At 61.1% G+C, this 13,157-nt stretch carries 12 protein-coding genes; 6 read left to right on the top strand and 6 right to left on the bottom strand.

All coding sequences use genetic code 11. From position 1 onward, the window contains the following. Window position 1: 1 nt before the first annotated feature. From G6K99_RS00180 to G6K99_RS00165, 4 genes are read right to left on the bottom strand one after another with little or no spacing between them, the layout of a single operon-like run. Window positions 2–523, bottom strand: a complete 522-nt coding sequence (locus G6K99_RS00180; RefSeq protein WP_062454239.1) for a winged helix DNA-binding protein — start codon at window positions 521–523, stop codon at window positions 2–4. Window positions 524–578: 55 nt separating this feature from the next. Beyond that, window positions 579–1,562: a TRAP transporter substrate-binding protein gene (locus G6K99_RS00175; protein ID WP_062454240.1), complete on the bottom strand. Its 984-nt coding sequence runs from the start codon at window positions 1,560–1,562 to the stop codon at window positions 579–581. Window positions 1,563–1,582: 20 nt separating this feature from the next. Next, entirely contained in the window at window positions 1,583–2,896 is a 1,314-nt protein-coding gene (locus tag G6K99_RS00170; protein ID WP_062454241.1) for a TRAP transporter large permease, read from the bottom strand. A 3-nt stretch (window positions 2,897–2,899) separates the two neighbouring features. Then, window positions 2,900–3,484, bottom strand: coding sequence for a TRAP transporter small permease subunit (locus G6K99_RS00165; protein ID WP_174195377.1), 585 nt, complete (start codon window positions 3,482–3,484; stop codon window positions 2,900–2,902). A 197-nt stretch (window positions 3,485–3,681) separates the two neighbouring features. Here G6K99_RS00165 and G6K99_RS00160 point away from each other — a divergent pair, with 197 nt between their 5' ends. The 3 genes from G6K99_RS00160 (at window position 3,682) to G6K99_RS00150 (ending at window position 9,392) form a co-directional block, all read left to right on the top strand. Next, window positions 3,682–7,308 (top strand): hydantoinase B/oxoprolinase family protein, encoded by a 3,627-nt coding sequence (locus G6K99_RS00160; protein WP_174195376.1) that lies wholly within the window; start codon window positions 3,682–3,684, stop codon window positions 7,306–7,308. A gap of 19 nt (window positions 7,309–7,327) precedes the next feature. After that, window positions 7,328–8,536: a TIGR03862 family flavoprotein gene (locus G6K99_RS00155; protein WP_180215410.1), complete on the top strand. Its 1,209-nt coding sequence runs from the start codon at window positions 7,328–7,330 to the stop codon at window positions 8,534–8,536. A gap of 67 nt (window positions 8,537–8,603) precedes the next feature. After that, window positions 8,604–9,392 carry a YdcF family protein gene (locus G6K99_RS00150; protein WP_174195375.1) on the top strand — a complete coding sequence of 263 codons (789 nt, stop codon included), beginning with the start codon at window positions 8,604–8,606 and terminating at the stop codon, window positions 9,390–9,392. 18 nt (window positions 9,393–9,410) lie between these two features. On the opposite strand, the gene G6K99_RS00145 is transcribed toward G6K99_RS00150, so the two are convergent. Next, complete coding sequence (locus tag G6K99_RS00145; RefSeq protein ID WP_092664052.1) at window positions 9,411–9,875, bottom strand: hypothetical protein; 465 nt, start codon at window positions 9,873–9,875, stop codon at window positions 9,411–9,413. A gap of 121 nt (window positions 9,876–9,996) precedes the next feature. On the opposite strand from G6K99_RS00145, the gene G6K99_RS00140 reads away from it, so the two are divergent. Then, entirely contained in the window at window positions 9,997–10,650 is a 654-nt protein-coding gene (locus G6K99_RS00140) for a trimeric intracellular cation channel family protein (RefSeq protein ID WP_062454246.1), read from the top strand. Here G6K99_RS00140 and irrA read toward each other — a convergent pair. After that, entirely contained in the window at window positions 10,647–11,063 is a 417-nt protein-coding gene (gene irrA / locus G6K99_RS00135; protein WP_062454247.1) for an iron response transcriptional regulator IrrA, read from the bottom strand. The two genes, G6K99_RS00140 and irrA, sit on opposite strands and share 4 nt — an antisense overlap. Window positions 11,064–11,369: 306 nt before the next feature. Between irrA and fabA the strand changes: the two genes are divergently transcribed. Both fabA and fabB read left to right on the top strand, forming a co-directional pair. Then, the gene (gene fabA / locus G6K99_RS00130) at window positions 11,370–11,885 is read left to right on the top strand and encodes a 3-hydroxyacyl-[acyl-carrier-protein] dehydratase FabA (protein WP_062454248.1); all 516 of its coding nucleotides are present in this window, start codon (window positions 11,370–11,372) and stop codon (window positions 11,883–11,885) included. A gap of 46 nt (window positions 11,886–11,931) precedes the next feature. Next, the gene (fabB, locus tag G6K99_RS00125; RefSeq protein WP_062454249.1) at window positions 11,932–13,155 is read left to right on the top strand and encodes a beta-ketoacyl-ACP synthase I; all 1,224 of its coding nucleotides are present in this window, start codon (window positions 11,932–11,934) and stop codon (window positions 13,153–13,155) included. Window positions 13,156–13,157: the final 2 nt, after the last annotated feature.

The following is a 13,157-nucleotide window of genomic DNA, read 5'->3' as shown; positions in this document are numbered from 1 at the left end:
GCTAGAGAGACGCGGCGCCGCGGGCGGCCTGATCGTAATGGCCGGACAGGGCGCGAAGGCGGGCTGCGACATCCGACAAGGAGTCTGCGGACACTTCGGTTGCCAGCACTGATTTGACGAGGAGGCTTTCACGCATCGCCTTGTAGCGGGCGCAGGCGGCAGCACCCGCTTCCGTCACCATGACCAGCTTTTCCTTGCCGCGCCGACCGGACTTGATCAGCTTCAGCCGTTCCAGCTTTTTCAGCGCGTAGGTCACGACGTGGGTGTCTTCGATATTGAGGACAAGCGCGATATCTGCCAGCGTTTTCGGCTTGTTGCGGCTGTTGACGTTGTGCAGGACGAGAATGTCGACGGTCGAAAGGTCGGGCACGCCGGATGCCGCCATGCAGCGCACCATCCAGCGACTGAAAGCGTGATTGAGCATGGTGAGGCCGAACTCGATTTCGGACAGAGCCGGCAGCGCGCCGCTTGCCAGGTGCTCCGAAGAAACGATCGGGCCAACAGTGTCTATCGGTTCGGACATGAACTTCTCCGGAATGAGAGGGCGCCGCGGCATGATTGCCGCGGCGCTTCCGAAATCACATCTTCTTGTAGGCGTCCAGAATGGCGGCGCCATCTGCGCCGGCTTTCTTGGACCAATCCTCGGTCAGCTTGGCGCCGATTTCGGAAAGACCGGTCTTCAGTTCGGCGCTTGGTTCCAGAACCTGCATGCCGTTCTTCTTCAGCGTTTCCATGTAGGACGCCGTCTTTTCGGCGGCCATCGACCAGCCGCGGGTTTCTGCAGCCGCAGCCGCATCCGTCACGGCTTTCTGCGTGGCGGCGTCGAGGGCTGCGAACGCAGCCTTGTTGACGAAGATGACGTTCTTCGGGATCCAGGCCTGGGTATCGTAATAGTGGGTCAGCGATTCCCAGATCTTGCTGTCAACGCCCGTGGCGCTGGATGTCATCAAGCCATCGACGACACTGGTTGCCAGAGCCTGCGGCAGTTCGGCGGCCTGGACGGTGACCGGCTGGGCGCCGACCAGTTCCGCAATACGCGATGTGCCGACATTATACGCGCGCCACTTCAGACCCTTCAGGTCGGCAACGGTGTTGACGTCCTTCTTGGTGAAGAGGCCCTGTGGCGGCCATGGCGTGGTGTAGAGGAGCTTCAGGCCCTGCTTGTCGAGCGCCTGTTCGATGGCGGGCTTCGAGGCCGTGTAAAGCTTCTTGGACTGTTCGAAGCTGGTGGCGAGGAACGGCACGACGTCGATCCCGAAGACCGGGTTTTCGTTTTCGTGCAGCGACAGCAGCACTTCGCCCGCTTGGGCCTGGCCTGTCTGGACCGCGCGCTTGATATCGGGGGCCTTGAAGAGCGAGGCATTCGGATGAACGGTGATCTTCAGCTCACCTTTGGTGGCCGCATCGATGTCCTTGGCGAACTGGTTGAGGTTCTCGACATGGTAGTTGGTCGGTGGATAGGCGGACGGCAGGACCCAGTTGGCTGCGAAAGACGATGCTGTGGACGCGAGGAGCGCGGCTGCGGCAATGCCGAGGCGGGCGAGTTTTCCAGTGACCTTCATTTTCAGTTCCCTCTTTGTGATTAACCCGGGAATGCCATTTTCGGCAGAACCATCACGATTTCCGGGAAAACCGTAATGATGGCGACGGTCGCCACAAGCAGGAAAAAGAATGGCAGCGAGGCTTTTGCCACCGTCAGGCTATCGCGGCCGCTCATCGTCTGCAGGACGAAGAGATTGAAGCCCACGGGCGGAGAGACCTCCGCCATCTCGACGATCAGCACCAGGAAGATGCCGAACCAGACGAGGTCGAAGCCGGCCTGCTGGATCATCGGCAGAACGACAACCGTGGTGAGGACGATCATCGAAAGGCCGTCCAGTGCCGCACCAAGCAGAATATACATGATCGTCAGCACCGCGATCAGCGCGTAAGGGCTGAGGTTGAAGCTATCGACCCAGGCCGCCAGCGCGTTCGGAATGCCGGTATATCCCATGGCGATCGACATGAAGCCGGCACCCGTCAGGATCAGCATGATCATGCAGGTGAGACGTGTCGCGCCCATGACGCTGTCCCAGAAGGACTTCCAGCTGAGCGTTTTCGACCAGGCGGCAATGGCGAGCGAGCCGGCCACACCCCAGGCCGCACATTCCGTTGCCGTGGCCCAGCCGAGCAACAGCGTTGCGAAGACGAGGATGATCAGGAGGCTGACCGGAATGAGGTTCGCTGATTCCTTCAGTTTCTCCTTGAAACTCATTTTCGGCGGCGCAGGCGGCTGCTTGTCGGGGTTGAGCAGTGACCAGACGACGATATAGCCGCAATAGAGGACCATCACGATCAGGCTCGGCAGGAATCCGGCGAGGAAGATCTGGATGATCGAAACGTTGGCGGCGACCGCATAGACGACCATGGTGATCGACGGCGGAATGAGAATGCCGAGCGTGCCGGCACCGGCCAGCGAGCCGAGACTGACCATCTCGTCATAGCCTCGCTTCTTCAACTCCGGCAGGGCGATCTTGGCAATCATCGCCGTGGTTGCAGCCGAGGAACCGGAGATCGAGCCGAACAGGCCGCATCCGAGAACGTTGACATGCATGAGCCTGCCCGGGAGCCAGCCAAGCCAGGGTGCCAAACCCCGGAACATCTCTTCGGACAGCTTTGTCCTGAAAAGGATTTCGCCCATCCAGACAAACAGCGGCAGCGCCGCCAGCGACCAGGACGCGCCGTTGCTCCAGGAGTTGGTGGCCAGCACCGCGCCAAACGGGATGCCCGGCACGAAAAGCATGGCAATCAGGCCGCAGATGAGCAGCGAGAAGCCGATCCAGACTCCGGCGGCCAGAAGCGCCAGCAGCGCGACGAGGACGACGCCGGCGATTTCAACGAGTTCAATCGTTCCCATGCGTCAGGCCCCGCTCTGCATTGCGCGTTCAATTACTTCTTCGGCCGTTTCCGCAGGCGGCTTTTCATAGCGGGGTGCCCCGCCGAAAAGCACATGCAGAAGCTCGTCCGTCATGGCGACAGCGAGGATGATCAGGCCGCCGGAAAAACCGATCTGGGGGATCCACAGCGGCATGGCGATGACGCCTTGGGCAAGATCGTTGAACCGCCACGACGTGACGTTCATGTCGAAAGCGTACCAGGCGAAATAGAGGGCAGCGGCGGACCCAACCAGCAGGGCAAAAATCTCGACCATCTGGCGGGTACGGCCGGTGAACCTTTCCACCAGCAAGCCGACGCGGATCATTTCGCCGGAGCGGAATGTATGGGCGAGACCGAGGAAGGCAGACGCCGCCATTGCCCAGGATGCGAAATCGTCGCCGGCCGGGACGTCTATCCCAAGCGGGCGGCCTGCGGATAGCGCAAGCATGATGAGGAAGATCGCGACCAAAAAGAGGCCGGCCAGCCAGCCGGACACGAGGTACAAACCGTCCAACCCTTTGCGGAGCCATTCGGGGAAGATGCTGTGGCGTGGATCAACGGTGGACACGGTTTGCCCTCCGCACAAGAATGCGTAGATCGCTCATATGGCTTCCCCTCGGTTGCCTTTGCGGCGCGGCTCTTCTGGCCACTTTGCCTGTTATAAAGGCATGATGCCGTACTGGGCATTTTCCTGTCAATCGATCATTGACGTTTTATCGACGAAATGTTCTCGTGGCCTCAAATTGATCGTTATGGGGGCATTGCATGACGCAGGACAAGTGGGACTTCTGGATCGATCGTGGCGGCACATTTACCGATATCGTCGGGCGCAAGCCGGATGGAACCCTTGTGGCCCACAAGGTCCTTTCGGAAAATCCCGAAGCCTATCGCGATGCCGCGGTGCAGGGCATTCGCGAGTTGCTGCAGGTCGAAGCTGGGCAACCTATTCCGGCCGAACTGGTCGGCGCTGTTAAAATGGGAACGACCGTCGCCACCAATGCGCTGCTGGAGCGCAAGGGCGAGCGGACGCTGCTCGTCACCACACGCGGCTTCAAAGATGCGCTGGCGATCGGTTATCAGGCCCGAACCGACATCTTTGCCAAGAAGATCGTGAAGCCCGAACTGCTCTACACGGCGGTCGTGGAAGTCGACGAACGCGTGCGTGCCGACGGAGAAGTCGAGGCGGAGCCGGACGAGGCGACGGTGCGCGCAGACCTTCAGGCGCAGTTCGATGCGGGCTACCGCGCCATTGCCATCGTTTTCATGCATGCCTATCGTTATCCGGCTCACGAACAGCTGGTCGCAACGATCGCCCGCGAGATCGGCTTTGCCCAGGTCTCTGTCAGCCATGAGGTTTCGCCGCTGATCAAGCTGGTCGGCCGCGGCGATACGACCGTCGTCGACGCTTATCTGTCACCGATCCTGCGCCGCTACGTCGATCAGGTGGCGAGCGAGCTTGGCACGGATGCGGAGACTGCCGGTTCTGAGGGACCGCAGCTGATGTTCATGCAGTCGTCTGGGGGCCTTACCGCGGCACGACTGTTTCAGGGCAAGGACGCAATCCTGTCAGGCCCGGCCGGCGGCGTCGTTGGCGCGGTCGAAACCTCGCGACTTGCCGGGTTCGACAGAATGGTCGGCTTCGACATGGGCGGCACGTCCACCGATGTTTCGCACTATGACGGAGAGCTTGAACGTTCGTTCGAGACCGAAGTTGCGGGCGTGCGGATGCGCGCGCCGATGATGTCGATCCACACGGTCGCGGCCGGCGGCGGCTCGATCCTGCATTTCGAAAACGGTCGGTTCCGCGTCGGCCCGGATTCCGCTGGCGCCAATCCCGGCCCGAAAGCCTATCGCCGCGGCGGCCCGCTCACCGTCACCGATGCGAATGTGATGCTGGGCAAGCTTTCCCCAGAACTCTTCCCTAGGATTTTCGGTCCGAACCGCGATCAGCCGCTGGATGCCGGCAGCGTGCGCACAGCCTTCGAGGAGATGGCGACGGTGGTCGGCGATGGCCGCACGCCGGAACAGGTGGCGGACGGTTTCCTTGCCATCGCGGTCGAGAATATGGCCAATGCCGTCAAAAAAATCAGTGTCCAGCGCGGCTACGACGTCACGCATTACGCGCTGACCTGTTTCGGTGGCGCCGGTGGTCAGCACGCCTGCCTGACAGCGGACGCGCTCGGTATCTCGACGGTCCTGATCCATCCGTTTTCCGGCATCCTGTCCGCCTACGGGATGGGTCTCGCCGATATCCGCGCTACCCGCCAGCGTACGGTTTCGCGGCCGCTTTCCGGAGCATTGGCTTCGCTTGATCCGGTTCGCGACGAACTTTCCGCCAGCGTGCTTGCGGAAATGGGTTCGCAGGGCGTGGCGCAGGCGCAGACCGAGGTGCTGCACCGTGCCCATCTACGCTATCAGGGCACGGATACGACCCTCTCGGTCGCGGTGACAGATGCCGCCGAGATGACGGCAGCGTTCGAGACTGTCCACCGGAAGCAGTTCGGCTTTATCTTCGAAAACCGCGAGATCATCTTCGAGGCCTACGAGGTCGAGGCGATCGGTGGCGGTGCCGATGCATCGGAGCCCGAGTTTGCGCTGGACGACGCGGCTCCAACGGCTGCGGAGCGCACGCGTTTCTATTCCACCGGCGCATGGCGCGAGGCACCTGTCTATCGCCGTGCCGACATCAGACCCGGCGCGCGGGCAAACGGTCCCTGCCTGATCGTCGAGCCGCACCAGACCATCGTGATCGAGGATGGCTGGGCATTCGAAGTGACCCGGCTCAACCACGTGGTCCTAAAGCGCATCGTCACGTTGTCGCGTGGCAAGGCTGTCGGCACCCAGGCCGATCCGGTTCTGCTTGAGGTCTTCAACAACCTGTTCATGTCGATTGCCGAGCAGATGGGCGTGACGCTGCAGAACACGGCGTCGTCCGTCAACATCAAGGAACGACTGGATTTCTCCTGCGCCGTGTTCGACGAGAACGGCGCTCTGGTCGCCAATGCACCGCATATGCCGGTTCATCTCGGATCGATGGACCGCTCCGTCGAAAGCATCATCGCGCAGAACCGGGGCAAGATCCGTCCCGGCGACGTGTTTGCGTTGAACGCGCCTTACAATGGTGGCACGCATCTGCCCGATATTACCGTGGTCACACCGGTATTCGATGACGCGGGTGAGAAAATCCTGTTCTACGTCGCCTCGCGCGGCCACCATGCCGATGTCGGCGGGACCGCGCCGGGATCGATGACGCCGCTGGCGACGACCGTCGATGAGGAAGGCGTGCTGTTCGACAACGTGCTTCTGGTCGACCGCGGCCGGTTCGACGAGGCGGGCATTACCAACCTCCTGTCCGACCATCCCTACCCTGCCCGCAACGTTGCGCAGAACGTCGCAGATTTAAGGGCGCAGATCGCTGCCAACGAAAAGGGCGTTTACGAAATGCGCCGGATGATCGCGCAGTTCGGGCTCGATGTCGTGCAGGCCTATATGGGCCACGTCCAGGACAATGCGGAGGAAAGCGTTCGCCGTGTTCTGGAAAAGCTTGGCGACGCGGAGTTTTCCTACGCGACCGACCAGGGCAGCACGATCAGGGTCAAGATCACCATCGACAGGCAAAAGCGCGAGGCGACGGTCGATTTTACCGGCACCAGCGAGCAGAAAAAGAACAATTTCAATGCGCCCGAACCGGTGACGCGCGCGGCCGTTCTTTACGTGTTCCGCGTGATGGTGGAGAGCTCGATCCCGATGAATGCCGGGTGCCTGAAGCCGATCCGCATCATCGTGCCTGATGGTTCGATGCTCAAGCCGCAATATCCGGCAGCGGTCGTTGCCGGAAATGTCGAGACGTCGCAGCACGTGACGAATGCTCTGTTCGGCGCGCTGGGTGCGATCGCTGCAAGCCAGGGGACGATGAACAACCTGACCTTCGGCAACGCCACCTACCAGTATTACGAGACCCTGTGCTCCGGTTCGCCGGCCGGCCGGTTCAACGACGGCAGCGGGTTTGCCGGCACCGACGCTGTCCATGTGCACATGACCAACTCGCGTCTCACGGATCCGGAAATCCTGGAGACGCGCTACCCGGTGTTGCTCGAAGATTTCCATATCCGCGACAATTCCGGCGGACAGGGACAGTTTGCGGCAGGCGACGGCACCAAGCGGACGATCCGGTTTCTCGAAACGATGGATTGCGCCATCCTCTCCTCGCATCGGACGCTCCACCCGCACGGCCTTGACGGCGGCGGAGAGGGAGAGCTTGGCACCACCACCGTGCGCAGGCTCGACGGCTCGATCGAGACACTTCCGGGCTGTGCCCAGACGGTGATCGAGGCGGGCGAAGCGGTGACGGTAACAACGCCGACGGCCGGGGGCTATGGCAAAACGCCGTAATCTGCCGTAACCGGAGATCATGACCAGACAGGTTGCGATCATAGGCGGCGGGCCGGCGGGACTGATCGCGGCGGAGCATCTTTCCGCCGCAGGGTTTTCCGTGACCGTTTACGAGGCGATGCCGACCTTCGGGCGGAAGTTTCTGCTGGCCGGAAAATCCGGGCTCAATATCACCCATGCGGAGGATTTTGGCCGGTTTTCCGGTCGTTTTGGCTCGTCTTCGTCGCGGATGCAACCGGCGCTCGACGCGTTCACGCCATCGAATGTTCGCGCCTGGGCACAGGAGCTCGGAACGGAAACATTCGTCGGAACGTCGGGCCGGGTTTTTCCGGTTGCCATGAAAGCATCGCCACTGCTGCGCGCTTGGCTTGCCCGACTGGGCAATCGGGGCGTTGCGCTGAAGACGCGACATCGCTGGACGGGGTTCGAAGGCGGCGGTTACCGATTTGAAACTGTTGATGGCGACCTTCTCATCCGCCCGGATGCGGTCATTCTGGCGGTTGGTGGCGCAAGCTGGCCACGGCTGGGTTCGGATGCGGCCTGGGTGCCGTGGCTGAAGGCCGAGGGGATTGCGGTAACGGAGTTCCAGGCGGCCAATTGCGGCTTCGACGTTGCGTGGAGCGACGTGTTCGTCGAGCGTTTTGCCGGGGCACCGCTCAAATCCGTCTCGACGCGATCGGATGCGGGCACCTATCAGGGCGAGTTCGTGATTTCGAAACACGGGATCGAAGGCAGCCTTGTCTATGCGCATTCGGCAGTCCTGCGTGAGCTGATCAACAGGGATGGAAAGGCGGCTCTTGATGTCGACCTCGTGCCGGGCCGCAGCTTTGAGCGTCTCGTGCGCGACCTCTCGCGGCAGGATGCGAAAGCGAGCTTTTCCAACCGGCTGCGCAAGGGTGCAGGCCTCGACGGTGTCAAGGCGGCCTTGCTGCGCGAGCTGATACCGGATGTGAACCGGATGCCGCCGGAGGATCTGGCGCGGGCGATCAAGGCGCTGCCGATCCCGCTGCTGCGTCCTCGCCCGATTGCGGAAGCGATCTCCTCGGCCGGTGGCATCGCCTGGGACGAGCTCGATAGCGGCTTCATGCTGGAGCGGCGTCCGGGTCTGTTCGCGGCCGGCGAAATGCTGGACTGGGAAGCGCCGACCGGCGGCTATCTTTTGACTGCCTGCTTTGCCACGGGTCTTGCCGCAGCGCGCGGCGTTGAAGCCTATCTCAAGACAGAGTGACTGCTGCTGCGTTCACCATCGGCCCGCGACAGGATAGACTGGCCGGGACTCAAACAGACGACGGTCCATGTTTTTCATTTCCAAGCTGATCTGGCTGCTCGCGCAGCCGCTTTCCATCGCCTTCCTGCTTTCGGCGCTTGCCGCTCTCTTCGCGTTTTTCGGCTGGCGGAAGCTTTCCGGCATCTCGGCACTTCTGTGCGCGCTCACCCTGTTCGTGACGCTCTATACGACGGCGGGCGCTTTGGCGCTGCAGTCCCTCGAAGCTCGCTACCCGAAGCCGGCAACCGATCCTGCCGACCTCTCCTGCATGATCATTCTCGGCGGCGCCTTCGAGAGCGAAGTGACGGCGGCGCGGGGTGGCATCGAGTTCAACCAGGCGGCTGACCGGTTTATCGAAGCGGGTCGGCTGGCGCTGGAATTTCCGCAATCGCGCATCCTGATTTCCGGCGGCGACGGGTCGTTCAGCGGCGTCTATGAAGGCGAAGCGCAAGCGTCCGAACGGTTTTTCACGGCCTTCGGCATAGCAGCGGACCGGGTGGTGAAGGAAAACACATCGCGCACCACCTACGAGAATACGCTCAATACAGCTGAAATTCTGAAGCAGCGTGGCTTCAGCGATTGCGCGCTGATCACCTCGGCCTTCCACATGCCCCGTTCCGTCGCCCTGTTTCAGAAGGCGGGAATAGCGGTCCGGCCTTGGCCCACCGACTTTCGCACCAGCGGCATCGTATCCGCCAAGCTGGATTTCACCCAGCCGGCGCTCAATACGCAGCTGACGGCGACGGCCGCGCGGGAGTGGATGGCCGTTCTCGGCTATAGGTTCGCGGGCCGTATCGACAGCATCAAGGCGCCCTGATCCCTAAAGGGGCCGCGATTACTGTTTCGAGATCGTCACGAAACGGCCGCCGCGGACGCGGACCCGCATGACGCAGGGCGCGGCATCGGTGCGCTCGCAGAACCGCGGATGCATCTGCAGCATGAACACCATGTTGCCGAAATACTGGACGAAATCGTAGCCGTAGATCTGGGCGGTGGCGATCATGATATAGCCGCCCTCCTTCGCCTGGACGTAGAAGTTCTGCGGGCAGCCATCTGCATTGCATTTGGGGCCGCGAACGCCGTCGCACGTCAGGTCGCTGTGATCGGTGACGACGTCCGTTATGCCATCATTGTTGATGTCGAAACGTTTGACGAAGCCCGGACCGAACTCGACTTTTCCGCAGGTTTTCTGGAAATGGCTCTTTTCCGTGACTTCCGGATCGCTGAACAGTTTCTGCTGGGCTGACGCGAAGGTCGGCAGCAGGACGAGAGCGACCAGAAGTATCAAGACCTTATTCACCGCACCTACCCATATTCTCAAATCATCTTTTCATGACATCATCGGACCTGACCGGAGATGCCGTTGCCGTCGTTAGCGTGATCATCTAGAGCAATGCACTTGCGCGACGCTGGAGAATGGAATGTCCCTGCTGATGATCCTCGATTATGCCGGCATCGCGGTGTTTGCCGCAACCGGTGCGCTTGCGGCATCAAGAAAGGAGCTCGATCTCATTGGGTTTTTGTTCTTTGCAGCCGTGACCGGGCTCGGCGGCGGCACGGTGCGTGACATCATTCTTGGCCGGACCCCGGTCTTCTGGGTTCTCGACCCGACCTATATCCTGATCTGCGTCGTAACCGGCGTTCTCGTCTACCTGACGGCACACCGGGTCGAATGGCGCTATCGCCTACTGATCTGGCTCGATGCGGTGGGCCTTGCCGCTTACACCGTGCTGGGTGCGGCCAAGGGCCTGGCCGCGACCGGATCACCCACGATCGCGATCATCACCGGCGCGCTGACGGCGGCATTCGGCGGGATCCTGCGCGATCTTCTCGCAAACGAGCCTTCCGTGCTGCTACGCTCGGAAATCTATATCACGGCCGCGATCGCCGGCGCGGCCGCGTTCACGGCGGCACAAGCGCTCGGTTTCCCGCAATATGTCAGTTCAGGCTTTGGGGTATGTGTCGCCTTCGCCTTGCGGGGCGGCGCGATCCATTACGGCTGGACGCTGCCACGCTACAAGTCACGTCCGGGGCGACCGGCAGACGAGGCGATCAAGGGCAAGGCCAAGGATTAGCCGCGCTTTTCGCGCAGCCGGATGATGACGTCGACATGGGCGATTTCCATGCCCTCGGGCGCATCCGGGAGATTGCCGATTTCCAGATTGCTGATCGGGATATCCAAAACCTCGTTGCGCCCTTCGACAAAGAAATGATGGTGATCGGAAATATTGGTGTCGAAATAGGTGCGTGCGCTCTCCACCGCGAGAACGCGGATGAGGCCTGCCTCGGTAAACTGGTGGAGGGTATTATAGACGGTGGCGAGCGAGACCGGCACGCCGGCTTCCGTGGCTTCCGCGTGCAGTTCCTCGACCGTCAGATGCCGATCACCCTTTGCAAACAACAGATCCGCCAACGCGACGCGCTGCCTCGTCGGTCGAAGGCCGCAATGGCGCAATCTAATCTCGATGTTCGGCATGGCATCCGCCATATGTGCTTCGGCTCCAACCGTTTCATCACACGGGATCTAATCTGATTTCCGATATAACTTTTAAGATGAATTCTTTCAATAGTGTCCCTTAGCACGTCCTTCCGCGGTCGGCAAAAACGCTAATTTTCGGTGTTTTACCACTGGTTTGCGCTCTCCGCTTCCTATATGCGGACCTGAATGCGATGCTTCCGCAGCTGCAGTCTTCCCCAGACAGCACCTGTGTTGTCATGGCAAGACTTCAATTTCGGCCCATATTGCTCTAAAGCTTGGGAAACAAAAGCTTCAAACGGGGGGAAACGGAAATTCATGTCCACCAGACAGTCCAGCTTCAGCTACGAAGAAATCCTCTCTTGCGCCCACGGTGATCTGTTTGGTCCCGGCAATGCGCAGCTGCCGTTGCCGCCCATGCTGATGGTCCACCGGATCACGGAGATCTCGGAAACCGGCGGCGCCTTCGACAAGGGTTACATCCGCGCTGAATACGACGTGCGTCCGGACGACTGGTATTTCCCCTGCCATTTCGAAGGCAACCCGATCATGCCGGGCTGCCTTGGCCTTGACGGCATGTGGCAGCTGACCGGCTTCTTCCTGGGCTGGCTGGGTGAACCCGGCCGCGGCATGGCGCTTTCGACCGGCGAAGTGAAGTTCAAGGGCATGATCCGCCCGGACACCAAGCTTCTGGAATATGGCATCGACTTCAAGCGCGTCATGAGGGGTCGCCTCGTGCTGGGCACCGCCGACGGCTGGCTGAAGGCCGATGGCGAGACCATCTATCAGGCGACGGACCTCCGCGTGGGTCTGTCCAAGGAAAAGACCGCCTGAACTGCTTGAAAAGCGCAGCTGTCGAAAACAACAAAGGTTTGATGAAATGAGACGGGTAGTTGTCACTGGGCTCGGTATCGTGTCCTCGATCGGTAACGACGCAGCCGAAGTCACCGAATCCCTGCGGCAGGCAAAGTCCGGTATTTCTTTCTCGCCGGATTTCGCCGAGCACGGCTTCAAGTGCCAGGTCTGGGGCAAGCCCAACATCGATACGACGGAACTCGTCGATCGCCGCGCCATGCGCTTCCTCTCCCAGGGTGGAGCGTGGAACCATGTGGCGATGAAGCAGGCGCTGGCCGATTCCGGACTTGAGGAAAAGGATTACAGCGAGAACGAGCGCACCGGCATCATCATGGGTTCGGGCGGTCCTTCCACCCGCACCCTGATCGAAGCGGCCGAAACGACAATCAAGAACAACAGCCCGAAGCGGATCGGTCCGTTTGCCGTGCCGAAGGCGATGTCGTCGACAGCGTCTGCGACGCTTGCGACCTGGTTCAAGATCCACGGCGTCAACTACTCGATCTCGTCGGCCTGCTCGACGTCTGCGCATTGCATCGGCAATGCCGCGGAGATGATCCAGTGGGGCAAGCAGGACGTGATGTTCGCCGGCGGCCACGAGGACCTCGACTGGACCATGTCGAACCTGTTCGACGCGATGGGCGCCATGTCCTCCAAGTACAACGACCAGCCGGCGACGGCTTCGCGCGCCTATGACGCCGACCGCGACGGTTTCGTCATCGCCGGCGGTGCAGGCGTTCTCGTGCTTGAAGAACTGGAGCATGCCAAGGCGCGCGGCGCCAAGATCTACGCAGAACTCACCGGCTACGGCGCCACATCCGATGGCTATGACATGGTCGCACCATCAGGCGAAGGCGCCATCCGCTGCATGCGTCAGGCGCTTGCCAACGTTGAAGGCGAGGTCGACTACATTAACACCCACGGCACCTCGACACCGGTTGGCGATTCCAAGGAAATCGGCGCCATCCGCGAAGTGTTCAAGGACAAGATCCCGCACATCCAGTCGACCAAGTCGCTGACCGGCCACTCGCTCGGCGGTGCCGGCGTGCAGGAATCGATCTATGGCCTGCTGATGATGCAGGAACGCTTTATCGGTGAAAGCGCGCACATCCAGACGCTGGATCCGGAATTCGACGGCGTGCCGATCGTTCGCAAGCGGATCGACAATGCCAAGATCGACACTGTGCTCTCCAACTCGTTCGGCTTTGGCGGCACCAACGCCACGCTCGTCTTCCAGCGTCATAACGGATAATT

The organism is Neorhizobium sp. AL 9.2.2, assembly GCF_013317225.1.
Lineage (GTDB): Bacteria > Pseudomonadota > Alphaproteobacteria > Rhizobiales > Rhizobiaceae > Neorhizobium > Neorhizobium soli.
Note: the sequence above shows the minus strand (reverse complement) of the source record. Positions and strands in the feature narration are given on the sequence as shown.

Bases quoted from the DNA above. Each gene is read 5' to 3' on its own strand.
- G6K99_RS00180 (WP_062454239.1), bottom strand. From the start codon at position 523: ATGTCCGAACCGATAGACACTGTTGGCCCGATCGTTTCTTCGGAGCAC.
- G6K99_RS00175 (WP_062454240.1), bottom strand. From the start codon at position 1,562: ATGAAGGTCACTGGAAAACTCGCCCGCCTCGGCATTGCCGCAGCCGCG.
- G6K99_RS00170 (WP_062454241.1), bottom strand. From the start codon at position 2,896: ATGGGAACGATTGAACTCGTTGAAATCGCCGGCGTCGTCCTCGTCGCG.
- G6K99_RS00160 (WP_174195376.1), top strand. From the start codon at position 3,682: ATGACGCAGGACAAGTGGGACTTCTGGATCGATCGTGGCGGCACATTT.
- G6K99_RS00155 (WP_180215410.1), top strand. From the start codon at position 7,328: ATGACCAGACAGGTTGCGATCATAGGCGGCGGGCCGGCGGGACTGATC.
- G6K99_RS00150 (WP_174195375.1), top strand. From the start codon at position 8,604: ATGTTTTTCATTTCCAAGCTGATCTGGCTGCTCGCGCAGCCGCTTTCC.
- G6K99_RS00140 (WP_062454246.1), top strand. From the start codon at position 9,997: ATGTCCCTGCTGATGATCCTCGATTATGCCGGCATCGCGGTGTTTGCC.
- irrA (WP_062454247.1), bottom strand. From the start codon at position 11,063: ATGGCGGATGCCATGCCGAACATCGAGATTAGATTGCGCCATTGCGGC.
- fabA (WP_062454248.1), top strand. From the start codon at position 11,370: ATGTCCACCAGACAGTCCAGCTTCAGCTACGAAGAAATCCTCTCTTGC.
- fabB (WP_062454249.1), top strand. From the start codon at position 11,932: ATGAGACGGGTAGTTGTCACTGGGCTCGGTATCGTGTCCTCGATCGGT.